The sequence below is a fragment of the Pseudomonas sp. TH15 genome, from assembly GCF_016651105.1.
Taxonomy (GTDB): Bacteria; Pseudomonadota; Gammaproteobacteria; order Pseudomonadales; family Pseudomonadaceae; genus Aquipseudomonas.
Genome location: NZ_JAEKEL010000001.1, coordinates 2,038,401 through 2,058,478, shown reverse-complemented (window position 1 = coordinate 2,058,478; position 20,078 = coordinate 2,038,401). Strand labels below are relative to the sequence as shown.

The 20,078-nt window shown below is 59.7% G+C and carries 20 protein-coding genes; 9 read left to right on the top strand and 11 right to left on the bottom strand.

Going from position 1 to position 20,078, the window contains the following annotated elements:
- Positions 1-5: 5 nt before the first annotated feature.
- The 8 genes from lptC (at position 6) to JFT87_RS09145 (ending at position 5,510) form a co-directional block, all read left to right on the top strand.
- Positions 6-578, top strand: a complete 573-nt coding sequence (gene lptC / locus JFT87_RS09180; protein ID WP_201200586.1) for an LPS export ABC transporter periplasmic protein LptC — start codon at positions 6-8, stop codon at positions 576-578.
- Positions 565-1,098, top strand: coding sequence for a lipopolysaccharide transport periplasmic protein LptA (lptA, locus tag JFT87_RS09175; RefSeq protein WP_201200585.1), 534 nt, complete (start codon positions 565-567; stop codon positions 1,096-1,098). Before lptC ends, lptA begins: the two co-directional genes overlap by 14 nt.
- Positions 1,098-1,823 carry an LPS export ABC transporter ATP-binding protein gene (lptB, locus tag JFT87_RS09170; RefSeq protein ID WP_201195796.1) on the top strand — a complete coding sequence of 242 codons (726 nt, stop codon included), beginning with the start codon at positions 1,098-1,100 and terminating at the stop codon, positions 1,821-1,823. Before lptA ends, lptB begins: the two co-directional genes overlap by 1 nt.
- Positions 1,824-2,009: 186 nt before the next feature.
- Positions 2,010-3,503, top strand: coding sequence for an RNA polymerase factor sigma-54 (locus tag JFT87_RS09165; RefSeq protein ID WP_109787870.1), 1,494 nt, complete (start codon positions 2,010-2,012; stop codon positions 3,501-3,503).
- A 73-nt stretch (positions 3,504-3,576) separates the two neighbouring features.
- A complete protein-coding gene (gene hpf / locus JFT87_RS09160) occupies positions 3,577-3,885 on the top strand; it encodes a ribosome hibernation-promoting factor, HPF/YfiA family (RefSeq protein WP_093226719.1) in 309 nt (102 codons plus the stop codon).
- Positions 3,886-3,897: 12 nt separating this feature from the next.
- Positions 3,898-4,362 carry a PTS IIA-like nitrogen regulatory protein PtsN gene (ptsN, locus tag JFT87_RS09155; RefSeq protein WP_201195800.1) on the top strand — a complete coding sequence of 155 codons (465 nt, stop codon included), beginning with the start codon at positions 3,898-3,900 and terminating at the stop codon, positions 4,360-4,362.
- Positions 4,363-4,364: 2 nt separating this feature from the next.
- Entirely contained in the window at positions 4,365-5,222 is an 858-nt protein-coding gene (rapZ, locus tag JFT87_RS09150) for an RNase adapter RapZ (RefSeq protein ID WP_201200580.1), read from the top strand.
- A 15-nt stretch (positions 5,223-5,237) separates the two neighbouring features.
- Positions 5,238-5,510: an HPr family phosphocarrier protein gene (locus tag JFT87_RS09145; protein WP_201200579.1), complete on the top strand. Its 273-nt coding sequence runs from the start codon at positions 5,238-5,240 to the stop codon at positions 5,508-5,510.
- 70 nt (positions 5,511-5,580) lie between these two features.
- Here the strand turns inward: JFT87_RS09145 and JFT87_RS09140 are convergent, their stop codons facing one another.
- From JFT87_RS09140 to pmbA, 6 genes are all read right to left on the bottom strand, one after another.
- On the bottom strand, positions 5,581-6,474 hold the full coding sequence (locus JFT87_RS09140) for a ZIP family metal transporter (protein ID WP_201200578.1): 894 nt from the start codon (positions 6,472-6,474) through the stop codon (positions 5,581-5,583).
- Between the two features lie 30 nt (positions 6,475-6,504).
- Positions 6,505-7,116, bottom strand: a complete 612-nt coding sequence (locus tag JFT87_RS09135) for a superoxide dismutase (RefSeq protein ID WP_201200577.1) — start codon at positions 7,114-7,116, stop codon at positions 6,505-6,507.
- Positions 7,117-7,118: 2 nt separating this feature from the next.
- Entirely contained in the window at positions 7,119-7,559 is a 441-nt protein-coding gene (locus JFT87_RS09130; protein ID WP_201200576.1) for a hypothetical protein, read from the bottom strand.
- A gap of 27 nt (positions 7,560-7,586) precedes the next feature.
- Positions 7,587-8,963 carry a class II fumarate hydratase gene (locus tag JFT87_RS09125; protein ID WP_201200575.1) on the bottom strand — a complete coding sequence of 459 codons (1,377 nt, stop codon included), beginning with the start codon at positions 8,961-8,963 and terminating at the stop codon, positions 7,587-7,589.
- Positions 8,956-9,351, bottom strand: coding sequence for a FagA protein (locus JFT87_RS09120; RefSeq protein ID WP_201200574.1), 396 nt, complete (start codon positions 9,349-9,351; stop codon positions 8,956-8,958). Before JFT87_RS09120 ends, JFT87_RS09125 begins: the two co-directional genes overlap by 8 nt.
- Positions 9,352-9,599: 248 nt before the next feature.
- Positions 9,600-10,946, bottom strand: coding sequence for a metalloprotease PmbA (gene pmbA, locus JFT87_RS09115; RefSeq protein ID WP_201200573.1), 1,347 nt, complete (start codon positions 10,944-10,946; stop codon positions 9,600-9,602).
- A 108-nt stretch (positions 10,947-11,054) separates the two neighbouring features.
- Here pmbA and yjgA point away from each other — a divergent pair, with 108 nt between their 5' ends.
- Positions 11,055-11,579: a ribosome biogenesis factor YjgA gene (gene yjgA / locus JFT87_RS09110; RefSeq protein WP_201200571.1), complete on the top strand. Its 525-nt coding sequence runs from the start codon at positions 11,055-11,057 to the stop codon at positions 11,577-11,579.
- A gap of 48 nt (positions 11,580-11,627) precedes the next feature.
- On the opposite strand, the gene tldD is transcribed toward yjgA, so the two are convergent.
- The 5 genes from tldD to JFT87_RS09085 form a co-directional block, all read right to left on the bottom strand.
- Positions 11,628-13,070 (bottom strand): metalloprotease TldD, encoded by a 1,443-nt coding sequence (tldD, locus tag JFT87_RS09105; protein WP_201200569.1) that lies wholly within the window; start codon positions 13,068-13,070, stop codon positions 11,628-11,630.
- 18 nt (positions 13,071-13,088) lie between these two features.
- Entirely contained in the window at positions 13,089-13,937 is an 849-nt protein-coding gene (locus tag JFT87_RS09100) for a carbon-nitrogen hydrolase family protein (RefSeq protein WP_201200566.1), read from the bottom strand.
- 127 nt (positions 13,938-14,064) lie between these two features.
- Positions 14,065-17,868 (bottom strand): YhdP family protein, encoded by a 3,804-nt coding sequence (locus JFT87_RS09095; protein WP_201200565.1) that lies wholly within the window; start codon positions 17,866-17,868, stop codon positions 14,065-14,067.
- Between the two features lie 75 nt (positions 17,869-17,943).
- Positions 17,944-19,401, bottom strand: coding sequence for a ribonuclease G (gene rng, locus JFT87_RS09090; RefSeq protein WP_201200562.1), 1,458 nt, complete (start codon positions 19,399-19,401; stop codon positions 17,944-17,946).
- A gap of 57 nt (positions 19,402-19,458) precedes the next feature.
- Complete coding sequence (locus JFT87_RS09085; RefSeq protein ID WP_201200561.1) at positions 19,459-20,058, bottom strand: Maf family protein; 600 nt, start codon at positions 20,056-20,058, stop codon at positions 19,459-19,461.
- Positions 20,059-20,078: the final 20 nt, after the last annotated feature.

The following is a 20,078-nucleotide window of genomic DNA, read 5'->3' as shown; positions in this document are numbered from 1 at the left end:
CCATTATGCTGAGCAAAAAGTTTCGCAATTTCTTGATGTTCTGTTGCATCGCCGCGATATTCGCAGCGGTCGGCTACTGGAACATCAGCCCGGAACGCTTCCTCGACAAGCCAGTGGCCAAGGTCGATGTCAGCCAGATCGACTATTACGCACTCAACGCCCACAGCGTGCAGTACCTGCCGGACGGCGGCTTGCAGTACGACTTGACGTCCGACAAGGTCGAACACCTCAAGGCGAGCGACATTACGCTGGTCACCAAACCCGACCTGAACATGTACCGCGGCACCGAGTTTCCGTGGCATGTCACAAGCTTGCGTGGCGAGGTGAATCCGGACGGCACTCAGGTAGAGCTGATCGACTCGGTACGTATCGCACGGACCGATGAAAAGAACCGCGAGATGATTATTACCAGTACTCGCATGACAGTGTTCCCGCAGCAGCAATATGCGCAGACCGAGCAACCCGTTAGAATCGACGGCGCTGGCGGTGTATCGACTGGCAACGGAATGAAAGCGTATTTGAAAGAAAGCAGGATACACCTGCTATCGAACGTAAGAGGACAGTATGAGGCTCGTTAAAACCCTCCCTATTTTGCTCAGTCTGGGCGCAGCACTGGGAAGCGTGAGCGCCTGGGCTCTGCCGGACGATAGTACGAAACCGATCCGTATCCAGGCCGACGATGCCCAGCTCGATGACAAGCAAGGTATCGCCACCTATAAAGGTGATGTAATCATCACCCAGGGTTCGATGAAGGTTACCGGCAATACCGTGACCATCACTCGTACAAAGGATGGCCAGATCGATGTCGTAACGTCGGTGGGCAACCTGGCGTACTTCGAGCAGTTGCAAAAAACCACCTCCCCACAGCCAGTCAAAGGCTATGGCAAGACTGTCCAGTACCATGCCCAGCAAAACCGCATCGTGCTGATCGATCAAGCCAAAGTCATCAGCGATGACGGCAGCACCACCGAAGGCGAGAAAATCGTCTACGACACGGTGAAACAGGTGGCTACGGCCGGCCGCGCCACTGGCTCGCCGATCACAACGCCGCGCCAACGGATCGACATGGTGATCCCGCCGAAGCAGAAGGCCCAGTAATGGCAACTCTGAAAGCCCAGCATCTGGCCAAGAGCTACAAGAGCCGCCAGGTCGTGCGTGACGTCAGCCTGTCCATCGACAGCGGTCAGATCGTCGGCCTGCTTGGCCCGAACGGCGCCGGCAAGACCACCTGCTTTTACATGATCGTTGGCCTGGTACAAGCCGACCAGGGTCGCGTACTGATCGACGATCTGGACGTCAGCCACCAGCCGATGCACGGTCGTGCAAAGGCCGGTATCGGCTATCTTCCGCAAGAAGCGTCGATCTTCCGCAAACTCTCGGTCGCCGACAACATCATGGCCATCCTCGAGACCCGCAAGGAACTCGACAAGGCCGCTCGCCGCAAAGAGCTGGAAAGCCTGCTGCAGGAATTCCACATCAGCCACATCCGTGACAACCTCGGCATGAGCCTGTCCGGTGGTGAACGACGCCGAGTGGAAATCGCCCGGGCCTTGGCCACCAACCCGAAATTCATCCTGCTCGACGAACCTTTCGCCGGTGTAGACCCGATTTCGGTTGGCGACATCAAGCAGATCATCCATCACCTCAAGGCCAAAGGCATTGGCGTGCTGATCACCGACCACAACGTCCGTGAAACACTGGATATCTGCGAAACCGCCTACATCGTCAACGATGGTCAGCTAATTGCCGAAGGTGACTCCGCCACCATCCTGGCCAACGAACTGGTCAAGGAAGTGTATCTGGGCCACGAGTTCCGCCTGTAAACACCGAGGTGTCTGGCTAGTCGACAGAGCGCATGGCGCAATTAACACATCGCTGTGTTTTTTATTGTTACGGCGCTCTAGGCAAACACTTCAGTTTCAGGCATATAATTTGCTTAAGTTTGGCGCTTCGGCGCCCTGTAGTGGATGGCGCATGCGCGCCGGCGAATAAGGTGTTAAGCCCCTGCCATGAAACCATCGCTAGTCTTGAGAATGGGCCAGCAGCTGACGATGACACCTCAGCTGCAACAGGCCATCCGCCTGCTCCAATTGTCGACCCTGGACCTGCAACAGGAAATCCAGGAGGCCCTGGAGTCCAATCCGATGCTCGAACGCCAGGAAGAAGGCGACGACTTCGATAACGCCGACCCATTGGCCGACAAAGCCGAACAACCACCCAACGCCGACATTCAGGAACCCTCCTACCAGGAAACCGCCCCGACGGTGGATAACCTCGAGGAAGGGGACTGGAACGAGCGCATTCCCAACGAACTGCCCGTCGATACCGCCTGGGAAGACGTTTACCAGACCAGCGCCAGCAGCCTGCCGAGCAACGATGACGACGAGTGGGATTTCACCACCCGTACATCCGCCGGCGAAAGCCTGCAAAGCCACCTGCTCTGGCAACTGAACCTGGCGCCGATGTCCGACACCGATCGCCTGATCGCCGTGACCTTGATCGATTGCATCAACAATCAGGGCTACCTGGACGAAACCCTCGAGGAAATCCTCGAAGCCTTCGATCCGGAACTGGACATCGAGCTGGACGAAATCGAAGCCGTCCTGCATCGCATCCAGCAATTCGAACCGGCCGGCATCGGCGCCCGCAACCTGGGCGAGTGCCTGTTGCTGCAATTGCGTCAACTGCCCGCCAAAACACCTTGGCTGGCTGAGGCCAAGCGCCTGGTCACCGATTACATCGACCTGCTCGGCAGCCGCGACTACAGCCAACTGATGCGCCGCATGAAGCTCAAGGAAGATGAACTGCGCCAGGTGATCGAGCTGGTCCAGAGCCTGAACCCGCGTCCAGGCTCGCAGATCGAGTCCAGCGAAGCCGAATACGTCGTGCCCGACGTCATCGTGCGCAAGGATAATGAGCGCTGGCTGGTGGAGTTGAATCAAGAGTCAGTGCCAAAGCTGCGGGTCAACGCCCAGTACGCCGGCTTCGTGCGCCGCGCCGACACCAGTGCCGACAACACCTTCATGCGTAATCAGTTGCAGGAAGCCCGCTGGTTCATCAAGAGCCTGCAAAGCCGTAACGAAACCCTGATGAAAGTCGCCACCCAGATCGTCGAGCACCAGCGCGGTTTCCTGGAGTACGGCGACGAAGCCATGAAGCCGCTGGTCCTGCATGACATCGCCGAAGCGGTGGGCATGCACGAATCGACGATTTCACGGGTGACCACCCAAAAGTTCATGCATACCCCACGGGGCATTTATGAACTGAAATACTTTTTCTCCAGCCATGTCAGCACCTCTGAAGGCGGCGAATGCTCGTCCACAGCGATCCGCGCGATCATCAAAAAACTGGTTGCCGCGGAAAATCAGAAAAAGCCGTTGAGTGACAGCAAGATCGCTGGTTTACTGGAGGCACAAGGCATTCAGGTGGCTCGCCGCACCGTCGCCAAGTACCGCGAGTCCTTAGGGATCGCGCCTTCGAGCGAACGCAAGCGGTTGATGTAAGCCACGCCACAGCGTTCCAGTGGCAGGTACCTTTACCTGCCGCTTTATGCACTGGCAACGAAGGAGAAGCTGTATGCAAGTCAACATCAGTGGACACCAACTGGAAGTGACCGAACCCCTGCGCACCTACATCGGCGAAAAACTCGACCGATTAGAGAGGCATTTCGACAAGATCACCAACGTGCAAGTCACGATGACCGTCGAGAAGCTGCTGCAGAAAATCGAAGCCACGCTGCATATCCCCGGCGGAGAAGTGGTCGCCAATGCCGAGCATAACGACATGTATGCCGCTATTGACCTACTGACCGACAAGCTGGATCGCCAACTTAAAAAGCATAAGGAAAAGACCCAGAGCCTCCTTCAGGGCGCAACCGGTCGTTAACACTCCCAACCCATGATCCGACTTGAAAGTATCCTGACCCCCGGCCGTTCCCTCGTGAACGTGCCGGGCGGCAGTAAAAAGAAAGCCCTCGAACAAATTGCCAACCTGATCGCCCGGGAAGTCCCGGATCTGGAGATGCAAGATGTCTTCGAGGCTCTGATTGCCCGTGAAAAACTCGGCTCCACCGGTTTTGGCAACGGCATTGCTATCCCCCACTGTCGCCTGAAGGGCTGCACCTCGCCCATCAGTGCCTTGATGCACCTTGACGCACCTATCGATTTCGACGCCATCGACGGCGCTCCGGTTGACCTGCTGTTCGTGCTGCTGGTCCCGCAAGCCGCCACCGATGCGCACCTGGAATTACTGCGCCAGATCGCCAGCATGCTTGATCGCAAGGAAGTACGCGAAAAACTGCGCAGTGCCCCGAGCAACGAAGCCTTGTATCAGGTTGTCCTGAGCGAGCAAAACGGTCACTAATCATGCGTTTGATCATTGTCAGTGGCCGCTCCGGCTCAGGTAAAAGTACTGCACTCGATGTCCTTGAGGACAACGGCTACTACTGCATCGACAACCTGCCGGCCGGCCTGCTGCCGGAGTTGGCCGAACGCGCGCTGATTCATACAGAGCTGGCTCAGCCGCTGGTCGCCGTTTCCATCGACGCCCGCAACCTGCCCAGTCACCTGACGCGATTCCCCGAATTACTTGAAGAAGTTCGCGGTCGGCATATCCAATGCGATGTGCTGTATCTGGACGCCGATGAAGAAACCCTGCTCAAGCGTTTCTCGGAAACCCGCCGCCGTCACCCGCTGAGCACCGCCAACCGCTCATTGGCCGAGGCGATAGAAGACGAAACTCAACTGCTGGGGCCGATTGCAGACCTGGCCGACCTCAAGGTCAACACCACCAACCTGAACCTGTACCAACTGCGCGACACCATCAAGCTGCGCCTGTTGAATCAGCCTGAGCCCGGCACGGCGTTCCTGGTGGAGTCTTTCGGGTTCAAGCGTGGCATGCCAGTAGATGCCGACGTGGTGTTCGATGTGCGCTGCCTGCCCAATCCTTATTGGAAACCGGAGCTGCGCGCACAGTCCGGGCTCGATCAACCGGTAGCCGAATACCTGGCAGCACAGCCGGACGTCGAAGAAATGTTCCAGGACATTTATGGTTATCTGTTCAAGTGGCTTCCGCGTTTTGCTGCCAGCAATCGCGCTTACGTCACCATCGCCATTGGCTGTACCGGCGGTCATCACCGCTCCGTCTACCTGACCGAACGTCTGGGCCAGGCCCTGCAACAATCCCTGAAGAACGTCCAGGTTCGCCACCGCGACCTCAGCTAAAGGATTCACAACGCGATGCCTGCTCTGGAAATTGAAATCATCAACAAACTGGGCCTGCATGCCCGTGCTTCAGCGAAATTCGTTGGGGTTGCCGGTCAGTTTCCCTGCCAGATCAGAGCGGGACGCACCCCGCAAGCCATGGTCGATGGCAAAAGCATCATGGCCATGATGATGCTCGCCGCCGGCAAGGGCAGCAAAATCCATCTGAGTACTGAAGGTGAGCAAGAGCAAGAAGCGCTGGATGCACTGGTGGCGCTGATCAATAACTTCTTCGACGAAGGCGAATAAATCAAAAAATCGCAGCCCTCGGCAGCCCCGCTCCCTATCTCGTAGGAGCTGCCGAAGGCTGCGATCTTTTTCAAGCCAGTGCCGTATCCATCACCATCATCAAACAAAACCCCAGCAGCAACCCCAGACTCGCCAGTTTGTCGTGACCATTACGCCGCGACTCTGGGATGATTTCATGGGTCACCACCAGCAGCATCGCCCCGGCCGCCAGCGCCAAACCCAATGGCAATAACAATTCAGCCAGGCTAACCAGCCACGCACATAACAGTGCGAAGACCGGCTCTACCAGCCCTGACGCAGCACCGATCAGGAACGCCTTGGCCCGCGACATCCCGGCCCCGGCCAATATCAACGCGATCACCAGCCCTTCGGGTACGTCTTGCAAGGCGATACCCATGGCCAGGCTGTCGGCGTCGGGCATACCGCCGCCGGCCGAAACCCCGACCGCCATGCCCTCGGGAATGTTGTGGGCGATGATGGCGAACACAAACAGCCAGATTCGCGGTGGAATCACCGGTCGCTGCAAGGTGCCGACGAGCATTTCCGGGCTGGCCCCGGAAACCTTGCGATCCACCAGAAACAGCCCGAATGCGCCGAACATGATACCGAAGCTGATTAGTCCACTGGCCGCCCAAGGCGTCAGCCCCAGGCTTTCGGCCGCAGAAATGCCCGGGACGATTAGCGAGAACGCGGTCGCCGCGAGCATCACCCCGGCACCGAAACCGAGCAGGGTATCGCTGAGCGTCCGCGGCATGCGCCGAATCACCAGCACCGGCACCGCCCCCAGCGCGGTACCCAAGGCGCAGATCGCCCCTCCTTGCAGGGCACGCGACAGCTTCGGTTCCAGGTCTAGCCATGCCAACCCTTGGGCTGCCAACAACGTCATACCCGCCAGCAGTAACAACGATCCCAGTGCGTAACGAAACATTCGTCCACTTCCGATCGCCAATGTTTCAGTGCCCATAGTCGGCCTTGGATTCTTGTTATCGATGACTTAAACCAGTGCAGCCTGATAGCGCGCCGCGACTTCAGGCCAATTAATCACGTTGTAGAACGCGTTGATGTATTCCGGTCGACGGTTCTGATAGCGCAGGTAATAAGCGTGCTCCCAGACGTCGAGGCCGAGGATGGGCGTGTTGCCATTCATCAACGGGCTGTCCTGATTGCCGCTACTCTCCACTATCAGGGTCTTTTGCGGCGTGACGCTCAACCACGCCCAGCCACTGCCGAAACGCGTCAACGCTGCTTTGGTGAACGCCTCTTTAAAACGATCCAGGCCACCCAGTTGCTCATCAATAGCCTCGGCCAGCGCACCGTCAGGCTTGCCTCCAGCATGGGGCGCCATGATTTCCCAGAACAGCGAATGGTTGGCGTGGCCGCCGCCCTGATTAATCACCGCTGCGCGAAGCTTTTCCGGGAGTTGCTGGACGCTGGCCACCAGTTTTTCCACCGACCATTCGGCAAACTCGGTGCCTTCGACGGCCGCGTTGAGGTTGTTGATATAGGTCTGGTGGTGCTTGGTGTAGTGGATTTCCATGGTCTGCGCATCGATATGCGGTTCCAGGGCGTCGTAGGCGTAGGGCAAGGCAGGCAAGGTAAAAGCCATGTTCAATGGACTCCATGTTGATGAGAGGCGGGCTGATGCCGGGGCGATGCAGCATCCATGTGCAACAGCCGATGGGTGCGCGGGTATTCGCCGTACTCACTGATGAAATTCAGCAGTTCGACGTAGGTCTTGCTGCTCTGGCGCAACGCCGCCTCGCGCAGCGCCGGAGCCAGTCGCGCGTCCTGCATCGTCTGCAACAACCGTTGATGGATGGCGCACAGGTACTCGGCGCTCTCCTCCGGCTGGTTCAGACGCAAGTGCAGATCCGCGAGGTTGTGGTGAGAAATCACGCAAGCAGCCACCGCTTCATCGGCATCCGCCCAACGCTCAAACAACACCTGGGCCAGCGCCAGTGCCTGCAAGTAAGCCTCGCGGGCATCGACGAATTCGCCCAGCATGAAACAGCGATTAGCCCTTTCGATCGTGCGTTTCCAGTGCTCCATGGTGAGCCTCCAAAGCGGTAGCGGTGATTACACGCCGCCTGCGGTGAGCTTTTCTGGATTGAGCAACTCTTCCAGCTGGCTGCGCGACAGGTCGGTGTGTTCCAGAGCGATATCAATCACCGGACGGCCCTGCTGATACGCCTTCTTGGCGATCTCAGCGGCTTTTTGGTAACCAATGATCGGGTTGAGTGCGGTAACCAGAATCGGGTTGCGCGACAGCGCTTCCTTGAGCCGGGCCTCGTTGACCTTGAAGCTGGCGATGGCCTTGTCACCCAGCAGACGGCTGGCGTTGGCCAGCAATTCGATGCTGCTCAGCAGGTTTTGGGCGATGATCGGCAGCATCACGTTCAATTCGAAGTTGCCCGACTGGCCGGCGATGGTGATCACCGTGTCGTTGCCGATCACTTGAGCGGCGACCATCGCGGTGGCTTCCGGGATCACCGGGTTGACCTTGCCTGGCATAATCGAGGAGCCAGGCTGTAAGGCTTCGAGTTCGATTTCGCCGAGGCCGGCCAACGGGCCGGAGTTCATCCAGCGCAGGTCGTTGGCGATTTTCATCAGCGACACGGCGGTGGCCTTGAGCTGTCCGGAGACCGCGACCGCCGTGTCCTGCGAGCCGATCAGCGCGAACAGGTCCTTGCCAGGCTTGAATTGCACCTGAGTCAGTTTGCTCAACTGCTGACTGAATCGCGCCGCGAACTCCGGATGCGCGTTGATCCCGGTGCCCACCGCTGTGCCGCCCTGCGCCAGGGATTGCAGGCTCGGTAGCAAATCTTGCAGGTGGCCGATATTGGCCTTGAGCTGTTGCGCCCAACCGTTGAGCACCTGACTCATGCGCACCGGCATGGCATCCATCAGGTGAGTGCGGCCGGTTTTGACGTGATGATAAACCTGCTCGGCCTTGTGCTCGATCACCTGCACCAGATGCACCAGCGTCGGCAGCAATTGCTCGTGCAGCGCCAGTGCGGCACTGACGTGGATGGTGGTCGGAATGATGTCGTTGCTGCTCTGGCCGCAGTTGACGTGATCGTTGGGGTTCACCGGCTCGCCGAGCAGTCGGCTGGCCAGGGTGGCGATCACTTCGTTGGCGTTCATGTTGGAGCTGGTGCCAGAGCCAGTCTGGAAGATATCCACCGGGAAGTGCTGCATAAAGTTGCCTTCGAGCAGCCCTTGCGCCGCGTCGACGATGGCTTTGCCCTGGGACTCGCTGATTTGCTTGAGCTCGACGTTGGCCCCGGCGGCGGCAGCCTTTGCCAGGATCAACGCGCGGATGAACTGCACCGGCATAGGTTTGCCGCTGATCGGGAAGTTATCCACCGCGCGCTGGGTTTGCGCGCCATAGAGGGCGTCTTCGGGGACCTGAAGCTCGCCCATGCTGTCACGTTCGATACGCGTGTTATTCATCGGGAAATCCTTGCACCAGTTCTATGAGAGGAATCGAAGGCTGCAACTCGCAGGTCGCCAGTTGCCAGGTGTAGCTTTGCCAGCGCTTGAGGCGGCACTTACACAGGGAGAGGCGTTCCAGTTCGCGCAATGGGCGCCAGGCCTGGTCGAGGCAGAAGGTGCGCCAGTGCCACGGCAGCGCGACATCGGCGGCGGTGTCGAGCAACAAACGGAAGGAAGTTTCGGCGATGGTCCAGGGAGACGTTGCCGTGCAACAGGCCAGATACCGACCTTCGGCCAGGTAATGGTCGATCAGGCGAGGCTCATCGGGGTCCATCGCGCAACGGATCTGGCGACTCATCCAGCGCCAGCTTTCGAGGTAAGGCTGCTCGTGCAAGGCAGAACTCATGATCCGGGCTCATTCGGTAATGAGATTTATTATTAGATGATAATGAGAACCAAAACAACCCCGAGAAATTAGATGAGATCCATTGTGGGAGCGCGCTTGCTCGCGATGACGGTCGACCATTCAACATATGTGTCGTCTGACACACTGCTATCGTGAGCAAGCTCGCTCCCACAGGGGACGGTGTGAACGCCATAAAAAAAGGCGCGCCATCCGTTTGGATGACGCGCCTTTTTGTGTAACGGTGTGGGTCAGCTACCCGCCACCGTCATCCGCTCGATCAACACCGAACCGGTGCGAATGTTGCTGCGCAGTTCCAGGTCATTCCCCACGGCAACGATCTGTTTGAACATGTCGCGCATGTTGCCGGCGATCGTGACTTCCTGGACCGCGAACTGGATTTCACCGTTCTCGACCCAGAAACCCGCCGCGCCACGGGAGTAATCGCCGGTGACCATGTTCAAGCCGTGGCCCATCAACTCGGTGACCAGCAGACCACGCCCCATGCGACGCAACAGGGCAGCCTGATCTTCATCGCCATGGGTCACGAACAGGTTGTGCACGCCGCCCGCGTTGGCGGTGCTCGGCATGCCCAGCTTGCGTCCGGAATAGGTACCGAGGATGTACGACACCAACACGCCGTTCTCGACGAACGGTTTGGCATAGGTCGCCAAGCCATCGCCATCGAACGCCGAACTGCCCATCGCCTGCATCAGGTGCGGACGCTCATCAAGGGTCAGCCATTCCGGGAACAACTTCTGACCCAGCGTGCCTTCCAGGAACGATGACTTGCGATACAGACTGCCGCCAGACACTGCCGACAGGAAGCTGCCGAACAACCCACCGGCCAACTCGGCCGAAAACAGCACCGGCACTTCGCAAGTTGGCACCGGACGCGCGCCCAAACGGCTCGCTGCCCGTTGCGCGGCACGCTGGCCAATGCTCACCGGGTCAGCCAGCAAAGTGCCCTGACGGCTCACGTCGTACCAATAATCGCGCTGCATCTGGCCTTCGGCCTCGGCGATCATCACGCAGCTCAGGCTGTGGCGGGTCGACGCATAACCGCCGATAAACCCGTGGCTGTTGCCGTAAACGCGGCAGCCCTGGTGGGTGCTGAGGGTAGTGCCGTCGGCGTTCTTGATCCGGCTATCGGTGGCAAATGCCGCCGCTTCACAGGTCAGGGCCATCTCGATGGCTTGCTCGGGGGTGATGTCCCATTGGTGGAACAGGTCGAAATCGTGCAGATCCTTGGCCATCAGCGCGGCGTCGGCCAGGCCTGAGGCTTCGTCTTCAGAGGTGTGCTTGGCGATGGCCAGTGCGGCAGCAACGGTTTCGCGAATCGCTTCCGGACCGCTGGCCGAAGTGCTGGCCGATCCTTTGCGCTGGCCAACGTACAAGGTGATGCCAAAGCCCTGATCGCGATTGAATTCGACGGTTTCGACTTCTCGCTGACGAACCGATGTCGACAGGCCTTGTTCCAGCGAGACCGCGACTTCACAGGCGCTGGCGCCTTGGCGCTTGGCTTCAGCAATGATCTGCTCGACTTGCTCTTGCAGTGCCGGCAACGCTTGTGGGCCGACGCTTTCAACTGCACTCATGCTGTTCTCCACTCAAATTCTGCTTTCGGCTAGGGCCTTCGAGCGACCGGGCCGGACAAGCGGCCCCCGACTGGTTATCATGGCGGCGTTTCTTTGCGGACGGCCACCATGGTTGATTCTTACGACGACTCCCTCGATACGGGAGAAAAAAGCAAATCCCAGGTTAAACGCGAGCTGCATGCTCTGGTTGACCTTGGCGAGCGCCTTACAACACTCAAGCCTGACTTGCTGGCAAAACTGCCGTTGACCGACGCTATGCGCCGGGCCCTGGCCGATGCGCCCAAGCACACCGCGAATATCGCGCGTAAACGGCACCTTATGTTCATCGGCAAACTGATGCGCGACCAGGACACTGACGCCATTCTGACCTTGCTCGATCAACTCGATGCCTCCACCCGGCAGTACAACGAACGTTTCCACGGCCTGGAACGCTGGCGCGATCGCTTGATCGCAGGCGACGACGCGGTCCTGGAGAAATTCGTTGTCGATTACCCGGAGGCTGATCGTCAACAGTTGCGCTCCCTGATCCGTCAGGCCCAGCACGAACTGGCGACCAACAAGCCACCGGCATCGAGCCGTAAAATGTTCAAGTACATCCGTGAGCTGGACGAGACTCAACGCGGTCTGCGTTAAGTCCCTTCTCGGGTGGGCTGCACCGCAGTCCACCCGAAGCTCCATCCCTCAAGATCCTGTGCCACCCACAGTGATCGCATCGATTTTCAGCGTTGGCTGGCCGACACCCACCGGCACCGACTGCCCATCCTTCCCGCACGTTCCCACGCCACTGTCCAGCGCCAGATCGTTACCGACCATCGACACTTTGCTCATGGCTTCCGGCCCGTTGCCGATCAACGTCGCGCCTTTGACCGGGGCGGTAATCTTGCCGTCTTCGATCAGGTACGCCTCGCTGGTGGAGAACACGAACTTGCCGCTGGTGATGTCCACCTGACCGCCGCCGAGGTTGGCGCAGTAGATGCCGCGTTTCACCGAGGCGATGATTTCTGCCGGGTCGCTTTCGCCCGCCAGCATGTAGGTGTTGGTCATCCGAGGCATCGGCAGGTGCGCGTAGGATTCACGACGACCGTTACCGGTGCGGGCCACGCCCATCAGGCGCGCGTTGAGCTTGTCCTGCATGTAGCCTTTGAGCACGCCGTTTTCGATCAGCGTGGTGCACTCGGTCGGGGTGCCTTCGTCATCGACGCTCAACGAGCCACGACGACCCGCCAGGGTGCCGTCATCGACGATGGTGCAGAGCTTGGACGCAACCATCTCGCCCATGCGCCCGCTGTAGGCCGAACTGCCCTTGCGGTTGAAGTCGCCTTCCAGGCCGTGGCCGACCGCTTCGTGCAACAGCACACCGGACCAACCCGAACCCAACACCACCGGCAACGTACCAGCCGGCGCCGGAATCGCTTCCAGGTTCACCAGCGCCTGACGCAACGCTTCACGGGCGTAGCCCATGGCACGGTCGTCGCTGAGAAAATAACGATAATCGGTACGACCGCCGCCGCCATGACCACCGCGCTCGCGGCGGCCGTTTTGTTCAACGATCACGCTGACGTTGAAGCGCACCAATGGCCGCACATCCGCCGCCAGGCTGCCGTCGGTGGAAGCCACGAGAATGCGCTCCCAAACCCCGGCCATGCTCACGGTGACTTGCTGGATACGCGGGTCGAGGGCACGGGTCGCGACGTCGATACGCTTGAGCAGTTCGACTTTTTCGGCGCGGGTCATCACTTCCAGCGGGTTGTCCGGACCGTACAACTGGGCGACATCCTGGGTGGTGAACGCTTGCACCGTGCCGTTCTGCCCGGCTCGGGAGATCGAACGCGCGGCACGAGCCGCCGCGCCGAGCGCTTCGAGGGTGATGGCGTTGCTATAGGCAAAACCGGTTTTCTCACCCGATTGCGCCCGCACGCCGACGCCCTGGTCGAGGTTGAAGCTGCCTTCCTTGACGATGCCGTCTTCCAGCGCCCAGGACTCGGAAATCTGGCCCTGGAAATACAGATCGGCAGCATCGATGCCCGGGCCGGCCAGATCGCCGAGCACACTTTGCAGGCTCTCGATGGTCACGCCGCCGGGCGCTAACAGGTGGTCACTGACTGAGGACAACAACTCGCTCATATGCTTTACGCCTTAAATTCATCGTTCTGAGGCAGGTCGCTGCGCGCCCTGCGAGAAAAAGCGCCGGTGACTGGACACCGGCATCCGCGCCCTGATGGACGCCTGTTCGCTGCTATCGCGTTCGGCCAGCAACACGGCCTCGCCTTGATCCTGTTGCGCCAGCACGCGCCCCCATGGGTCGACGATGGCGGCATGTCCATAAGTCTCTCGCGGTCCCGGATGGGTGCCACCCTGGGCGGCCGCGAGTATGTAGCATTGGGTCTCGATGGCCCGTGCGCGGATCAGTACATCCCAATGGGCCGCGCCAGTCACGGCGGTGAAGGCCGATGGCGCGGTGATCAACTCTGCACCGGCAGCCCGCAATTCGCTGTACAGCTCCGGGAAACGCAGGTCATAACACACTGTCAGGCCGACTCGACCGACGGGTGTGTCTGCCACAACCACCCCACTGCCATAAGCATAGTCATCGGATTCGCGATAACGCCCGCGATCGTCCGCCACATCGACGTCGAACAAGTGCAACTTGTCATACCGTGCAACGGTTTCGCCCTGATCATCCACCAACAGCGAGCAGGCATGCACTTTCGCCATCGGCTGGTCAGCCGGCGGTAACGGCAAGGTGCCGGCTACTATCCATAACTTGAGGGCGCGGGCGGTCTGTTTCAACCACGGCAGGATCGGACCTTCGCCCAAGGCTTCGGCGCGACCGATATCGGCGATGTCGCGACGCCCCATGGCGGCGAAGTTTTCCGGCAGCACTGCCAGTCGAGCGCCAGCGTTCGCCGCTTGCTCCAGCAAGCGACGGGCCTGGGCCAGATTGGCCAGCACATCGCTCTGGCTGACCATTTGAATCACCGCTACAGACATGGCCATTTCCTTATCTGGAATCAACACATACCTGTAGGAGCTGCCGCAGGCTGCGATCTTTTGATTTTCACAAGATCAAAAGATCGCAGCCTGCGGCAGCTCCTACAAGGGGATAGGATCATGCTACTCAAAAAGGTTTATCCAGAGTGATCTTCGGCTCTTTCCATGGGCCTTTGACGGTGTATTTGACGCTGGCGAATCGCGCCACGCGGTCGCCGATCAGTTTGTCGATCAGGAACAGCGCACCACCAATGGCTGGCGCGCCGACAATCAGCGCAGCAATCGGCAGGTTGTTCGTCAGCGGCAGCGTCACCAGCAACTTGGCGTCGACATTATCGCCCACCAGATCCAGCGTGCCGTTGATCTCCAGATTGCTCGACGGACCGGTCAGCACAATCGGCTCGCGAGTGACATAAACCCCGCTGCTCGCCACCAACAGGCCTTTGACCCGGTCGTAGCTCAGACCTTTGCCAAACAGGTCGGAGAAGTCCAGGCGCAAGCGCCGACCAATCGAGTTGAAGTTAAGCAGACCAAATACCCGCAATGCCTGGGCACCGCCCTCGACTTCGACAAACTGACCTTTGTTCAACGATGCATCGAGGCTGCCGGAGAACCGCTTGGTAGCCAACCAGGCCGGGGAGCCCGGCCATCGGCCATCGACATCCATGTGAAAGTCCTGACTGGTGACGCTCGGGGCAAAGCCCCAGCCCTTGAGCGAGTCGGCCAGGTTCTTGCCACTGATTCGGCCCTTGTACCAACTGCTGGTGGCACCCGGCGTTCCTTCCCAGCCCCCGTTGCCCTGCAACAGGATGCCCTTGAGGCCCATGTCCAGCGTATTGAGCGCAATGCCTTTGGCTGTCGGGCGGACTTTCAGCGACCAGGCGCCGACCAGGTCATCGCCCTGGAACAGCTGATTGATGAGGATATCCAGCGCGGGAATCTTCGTCGGGTCCACGGAAACCAGCGGGTCCGGCGAGTTTTCATCGGCCAGCACGGTCGGGTCGGGAGCCGGCAATTTCACGTATTGCAGATTGATGCCAATCGGCGTGGCTTTCGCGTCCGGGATAGTCACGCTGCCCTTGGCCTGTTGACTGTCGAGCTGCAAGGCCCAGACAGAAGGTTTGCGGGTCAACTGCACTGATGCTTGATCCAGTGTCGTACCGAAACCACTGAGCTTGCCGACTTTGAAGTCCGCGCCGCTGAGCAACTGCTTGGCGCTACCGCCCGGGTCCTGACCGGCGTACTTGTCCACAAGGTCTTTCCATGGGCCGACGTCCAGTTCCGACAGCACCCCACTGACGCGCAAGCCCTTGGTGGCCGGCAGCACGGCATTGCCGCCACCGAGGAACAACTCACCGCGACCGTCGCCGAAATTACCCGGCGGCGCCGCGAAAGTGAAATTCGCCAGGTCACCATAGCTGACCCAATAGCGCCGCTCCGGCCCTTGCAGGGTCATGCGGAACACCGTGTCACGCCCCACATCAGTGGCCATGCCGAACGGCGCCGGCAAATCGACGGCCACGCCTTTAAGGTTGGAGCTGACCATCAATTGGCTGTCCGGCCCATTGAGGTTCAGTTGCAGTTGGTAAGGGACCACGCCGGAAACCGGCAACGGCTGGGTCACGTTGAGCCAGTCCGTGAGTTTCTTGACCTCGACCTGACCGGATGCGCTGACCCGGGTATTGAGTTTGCCCGGGCTGCCATCGGCAAAAATCTGCGCGGTCACCGGTTTGTCGAAGGCTCTCGCGGTGATGTTCTGACCGCTCAAACCCTTGCTGCTGTCGAAACGGAAATCACCTTTGAGCTGAGTCAGTTCCAGCGTCGGCTCAGCCAGTTTCAGCCGGGCCCTGGCGGTCTTGAAGTCGACGATAATCTTCGGCAGATCACCTTTGGCCAGCGGGATGTCCAGTTTCAGCTTGCCCTGCAGGTCGCCATCGCCTTCCCAACCGGCAAAGGTGTCGGCGGTGCCGATCGGTGCTTGCTGAAGAATTTTCAGGCCATCGCCCAAGCCTCCGGCAAACGCACCGTCGAGGAACAGATGGACGTTTTGCCCGGCTGGGACATGCGGGATATTGACGTAGACATCGCTGACCTGAGTGTCGAGCAACTGGCCCTTGCTGGCCAGAATCCGCACACCGCTGTCTTCGATAAACACATCGCCACTGACCTTGCTGACGTGCGGCCAACCCGGCTGGAATGCCAGTTCGGCGTCGTGAACCTTGAAGAACAGGCTGATGCTGCGAGCGTTTTCGGGGGCGCCATGGTTCAGCGAACCCTGGTACTGGAAGAAACCCTGGTCCACGGCACCTTTGAGAATCGCCGTGCGCAGCCATTCGTCCAGCGCCGGGCTGAGGACTTGCGGCAAGTACTTGGCGGTGTATTTGCCATCGCCGTCCACCAGGCCGACCCGCAGGTCCATGTAGTCTTCCTGGGTGTGATCGAAATGCAGGCGGATCAGGAAGTCGCCGGCGATCTTGCCCTCTTCGCCCAACACCTTCAGGTATGGCGCGATCAGCGTGAAGCCTTCTTTATCGAGTTTCCAGGTCAGCCGGGCATTGGCCTGGATGTACTGCCATGGCTTGGCGAAAATCGGGTCCAGGTGCAGGACGAAATCCTTGCTGTCCATGCGCAATTCACCGTGACCGAGGTCACCGCTGATGCTGCCGCTGACATTCCGCGCTGCCGGGGCGCCGTGATAAGCGTCGAAACCGACCCGCTCCAGATTGGCGGCGAAACTGAATTTGCTGTCGTCCGTGGCATTGGGCCGCAGGTCGATCAACACGTTGCGCAATGCACCCGTGACCTTGAGCTTCTCGACAGCGGTGGCCACACCTTCAGGCAGTGGCCCCAGGGCATTGAGCAGCGGCGTGAGAGGCGCCAGGTCCAGACGGTCGGCTTGCAGATGCCAAAGCTCTTCGGTCTTGTCGGTGGCTTCGCTTTGTTTGAGTTGCAGGTGGCTTTCCCAGCGTGTGTCGCCCAGGTTCATGGCCAGGGAATCGAGGGTTACCACGGCGCCTTCGCTGCTACGCTGGAAGTAACCGTTCAGCGCCAGATTGTTGATCTGGATTGGCTTGCGCTCGGCGTAGGCGCCTTTGAGTTGCGGGGCGTTGAGGCGAATCGCCGCGCTTTGCACCGCGCCCTCACCCCAGCTCAGCCAAAGCTCGCCGCCGGCCTTGATCTCGGAAAAACCCCATTGCCGGGTCAGGCGTCCGGGCAACCATTTCGACCAGTCACTTTGCGGCAGACTCAGGTAAGCCTCGGCTTCGCCGTCCTTCCACGCACTGGCACGCACGCGAGTACGCAGGCTCATGGCCACTGGCTGACCATCGGGCAAGGTCAGGCGCACGTCGAGGCGCTGGCGGGAGGCGCCGGTTTTCAGGTTCAGGCCGACGTAGGTCAACGTCAACGGTTCATGGTCCACGGGCTGCAAGGTGATCTGGCTATCGAGTACCGACAGCTGTTCGATCATTTGCAGGCTATTGAGCAGTTGTTCCGGGTCGAGCGGCTGGTCCTGCCGCACCGGCAAACCTTCCAGCGCCCATTGACCGTCCTCGCCTTCCTTGAGGCTGATCTTCAGACCATTGAGTTCCAGGTGAGCAATGCGTACTTGCCGGGCCATCAGGCTGGTCCAGAGATCCGGCACGGCGCGCACGTTATCCAGGTGCAGGGCATTGCTGCCCTCGCCGACTGTCACGTCGTGAGCCAGCAGAATCGGCGCAAAACCGCTCCAGCTACCTTCCAGCCTGCCGATTTGCAGGGGCATGCCCAACGCGTCACTGGCCTTGGTCTCGATGTCGGCGCGGTATTCGGCCACCAGCGGCGTCAGTTCCCGACCGAGGCTGACGTACAACGCCATCAGCACCAGAACCAACGCACACAGGCCCAGCCCCCAGCGGGTCATTGCAGCCAAAATGCGTGTCAGACGGTCCATGTCAGTTGGCTCCCATGGCATAAATACTGCAAAAAGCTGAGGCCAGCCGTTCTAGTCGCGGTGAAACCTGGAGATTCAGAGCAGCACCACGTCGTATTGTTCCTGGGAATACATGGTTTCTACCTGAAATCGTATGGTGCGACCGATAAAGCCTTCCAGCTCGGCGACGTTGCCTGACTCTTCATCGAGCAAACGGTCCACCACTTTTTGGTTCGCCAATACACGATAGCCTTCAGCCTGATAGGCGCGGGCTTCGCGGAGGATTTCGCGGAAAATTTCGTAGCAGACCGTTTCCGGGGTCTTGAGCTTGCCGCGACCCTGGCAACTGCTGCACGGTTCGCACAGCACCTGTTCGAGACTTTCGCGGGTGCGCTTGCGGGTCATCTGCACCAGGCCCAACTCGGTGATGCCGATGATGTTGGTCTTGGCGTGATCGCGCTCCAGTTGCTTCTCAAGCGTGCGCAGCACCTGGCGCTGATGCTCTTCGTCTTCCATGTCGATGAAGTCGATGATGATGATCCCGCCCAGGTTGCGCAGGCGCAGCTGACGGGCAATAGCGGTGGCGGCTTCGAGGTTGGTCTTGAAGATGGTTTCTTCGAGGTTGCGATGGCCGACAAACGCACCGGTATTGACGTCGATGGTGCTCATGGCTTCCGCCGGGTCCACCACCAGATAACCACCGGACTTGAGCGGCACCTTGCGCTCGAGGGCTTTCTGGATTTCATCTTCGACACCGTACAGGTCGAAAATCGGCCGCTCGCCAGGGTAATGCTCAAGGCGATCGGCGATTTCCGGCATCAGCTCGGCGACGAATTGTGTAGTTTTCTGGAAGGTTTCCCGGGAGTCGATCCGGATCTTCTCGATCTTCGGGCTCACCAGGTCACGCAAGGTCCGCAGGGCCAGGCCGAGGTCTTCGTAGATCACGCTCGGGGCGCCGATGGTTTGGATCTGGGCGTTGATCTGGTCCCACAGACGGCGCAGGTAGCGGATGTCCATGAGGATTTCATCGGCCCCGGCGCCTTCGGCGGCAGTACGCAGGATGAAGCCGCCGGCTTCCTTGATGCCTTCTGTGGCCACGCAGTCGGTGACCACTTGCTTGAGGCGTTCGCGCTCGGCTTCGTCTTCAATCTTCAGGGAAATGCCGACATGGGCCGTGCGCGGCATGTACACCAGATAACGCGATGGAATCGACAGTTGCGTGGTCAGGCGCGCGCCCTTTGAGCCGATCGGGTCCTTGGTGACTTGCACCACCAGGCTCTGGCCTTCGTGCACCAGACTGCTGATGCTTTCTACCGCAGGGCCTTCACGCAGGGAAATTTCCGAGGCATGAATGAACGCTGCACGGTCCAGGCCGATGTCGACGAAGGCCGCCTGCATGCCCGGCAAAACACGTACGACTTTGCCTTTATAGATGTTGCCGACGATCCCGCGCTTTTGCGTGCGTTCGACATGAACCTCTTGCAGAACACCGTTTTCGACCACCGCCACGCGCGATTCCATCGGCGTGATGTTGATCAGAATCTCTTCACTCATGGCAGGGTCTCGTTCAGGCATGTTCACGATAATGGCCGCATCTTGTCAGTACGACGCTTAGCGCGCGTTAAGGGTTTGCCAACAGGGTATGCCGAAACGGCCGAGTAGTTCTGCGGTTTCGCACAGCGGCAGTCCGACCACCGCTGAATAGCTGCCATCGAGCCCAGCGACAAACACCGCGCCCAGTCCTTGAATACCATAGCCGCCGGCCTTGTCCCGGGGTTCGCCGCTGGCCCAGTAGGCCGCCGCTTCCTGAGCGCTGATCGGGCGAAAACGCACCAGACTGCGCACCACCAAAGACTCGCAACGCTCGTCGTCGAGCACCGCGATGGCCGTCAGGACTTCATGCTCATGACCGGACAATATTTTAAGCATGGCGCACGCATCGGCTTCGTCCACCGGTTTGCCGAGAATTTTTCCATCCAGCACCACCGCCGTGTCGGCGCCCAACACGCAAAACGACGCATCGGACACGACTGTGCCGCGCCCGGCCTCGGCCTTGCCGCGCGCCAGACGCTCGACATAAGCCGACGGGGTTTCGTCGTTTAAAGGGGTTTCATCGATGTCCGCACTGATGACGGAAAACGGCACGCCGATCTGCGTGAGCAGTTCACGTCGACGCGGCGAGCCAGAGGCGAGGTACAGCGGCTTACTCATCAAGACATCTCCCTGTCCAG